Here is a 2,071-nt window from a genome sequence, read left to right on the forward strand (position 1 = left end):
AAATTTAATGGCTGGAAACTATGGAATTTTGCAATAGAAGGGTTAACCAGCTTCTCTACCTTCCCACTCCGTATGTGGACATATATAGGTTTATCGATTGCAACGATATCCTTTATCTACGGTAGTTGGATGATTATAGATAAACTGTTTTTTGGGAATCCTGTTGCTGGCTATCCTTCCCTTCTCGTTTCTATTCTGTTTATTGGCGGTGTTCAGCTTATTGGTATCGGTGTTCTTGGTGAGTATATCGGAAGAATTTACATTGAGGCTAAAAAAAGACCAAAGTACATAATGAAAAAATAGTATTTATATTAATTAACATAAGGTCTCTTAGAATGAAAATAAAAAACAATGAATTGTTAAAGCAATTAATTATTATAGTCACTACATTCATTCTGATGTTAGCTTTAAACAAGCTAACAATGTATACCTCAGACGATTACAGTTACAGTTACAAATACCAAACAATGCCATCAGATTCAATTGAAAAAATAGATGGTATTGAATCAATACTGCAATCACAAATAAAACACTATAACGTACAGAATGGAAGGTTCGTTGCCCATTCTATAGTTCAATACTTTATGCAATATAATAAGACTGTATTTAATATATTCAATAGTATCGCTTTCATTATTCTTGGCATTCTTATACTGGAAATAGTAAAAACATCAACTCCAATACACAAAAAATCATTTTCACTATTTTTAATATATATATTTCTTTGGTTTATAATACCTGAATTCGGTACATCAGTCCTTTGGCTATCAGGATCATGCAACTACCTTTGGACATCTATCATTTATTTATCTTTTTTTCTTATTTTTTTAAAAAATAAGAAAATATCAATAATATCCTTAGTTTTTTATTCATTCCTTGGGTTTCTGGCTGGAGCTACAAATGAAAATTCAGCACCAGCAATTATATTAATGGCAATTTTATTTACAATTTATAATTATATAAAATATAAAAATATTAAAATAAATAATATTTATGGTATTGCATTTGCGATTACAGGATTTATTGTGATGATGATGTCACCTGGAACTAGAATTAGAGGCGACGTAGATAGAAACTTTGACTTTTTAGTTAATACTGTTAGAAGATCAATAAGTGTTGACGCTCATGTTTTCATGATATCGTATATATTAGTTATTGTGACTATTATCATATGGATAAAATCAAGAAAAATAAATCAAGATAGTGTGATATTTATTTTAATATTGTTCACTGGTCATTTTTCGGCTATATACAGCATGGTATTATCACCTGAAATGCCTTTTCGTACAACTTTTGGGGCTGCAACATTCTTAGTTATAATAGAAATTCATCTTATAAACAAAATTATAGTTTCATATAAATATAAAAACTTTTTGAAACTCTTAGACTCTAAAAAGATAAATTACATTTTATTTACTTGTTTTTTAATAAGTTATTTATACGCTATCAAAGATATAAATAACACATATATTGAAATATCAAAGCAAGTAGAAATACTGAGAGCTTCTAAATCGGATAGTAATGTATTTTTGCCTATGATTTCTAAACCAAAGTCATCATACAATGCATACTTGGGTACAGCAAATCTTACAGAAGATAAGGATTCGTGGTTTAATTCTTGGATGGCATCATACTACGGAGTAAGGTCAATAACCGGAGTATCAGAAAAAAAATAATTTAGCAAAAATCTTTTACTCCCCCTTGTATCTTGAAATTTGTTTAAAATAATAGTGATTAGATTTGGCAAGGTGTATGTAGTCTGATTTTTCCTAGGGTTTATAGCCCGAGAATAAGCTTATTCATTATGGGAACTGAACACGATCGTTCGATTAATTTTTTTCTTCGATAACCGATTTCGTATGTAATCTTTTCTTAGCCCTTGCAGAGTGCAAGGACTTAAACCATATCTCAGAAAATTAATTTTTTCCATTCAACAGGATGGTTTTTTCGGCCAATCAATCTCAGGGGCGGTTGAGGTATCAGTACGATAGACATTTAATCGATAAAGTTTCCAATTCCTGAGCTGTGTTATTTCGTCCTCTGTTGCCATCTCCAAATCAACCGCATCTTG

General features: G+C 30.2%; 2 protein-coding genes and 1 pseudogene. 2 read left to right on the forward strand and 1 reads right to left on the reverse strand.

Going from position 1 to position 2,071, the window contains the following annotated elements; all coding sequences use genetic code 11:
• Together G468_RS24305 and G468_RS0117260 are read left to right on the forward strand one after the other, a co-directional pair.
• Window positions 1-303, forward strand: a pseudogene (locus tag G468_RS24305) (glycosyltransferase); the annotation flags it as partial.
• A 32-nt stretch (window positions 304-335) separates the two neighbouring features.
• Entirely contained in the window at window positions 336-1,676 is a 1,341-nt protein-coding gene (locus G468_RS0117260; protein WP_051297192.1) for a DUF3329 domain-containing protein, read from the forward strand.
• Window positions 1,677-1,930: 254 nt separating this feature from the next.
• Here G468_RS0117260 and G468_RS22680 read toward each other — a convergent pair.
• On the reverse strand, window positions 1,931-2,071 hold a 141-nt coding region (locus G468_RS22680), incomplete at its 5' end, for a tail fiber assembly protein (RefSeq protein WP_162143445.1).

Origin of the sequence: Arsenophonus nasoniae DSM 15247 (genome assembly GCF_000429565.1) — a bacterium.
GTDB lineage: Bacteria > Pseudomonadota > Gammaproteobacteria > Enterobacterales > Enterobacteriaceae > Arsenophonus > Arsenophonus nasoniae.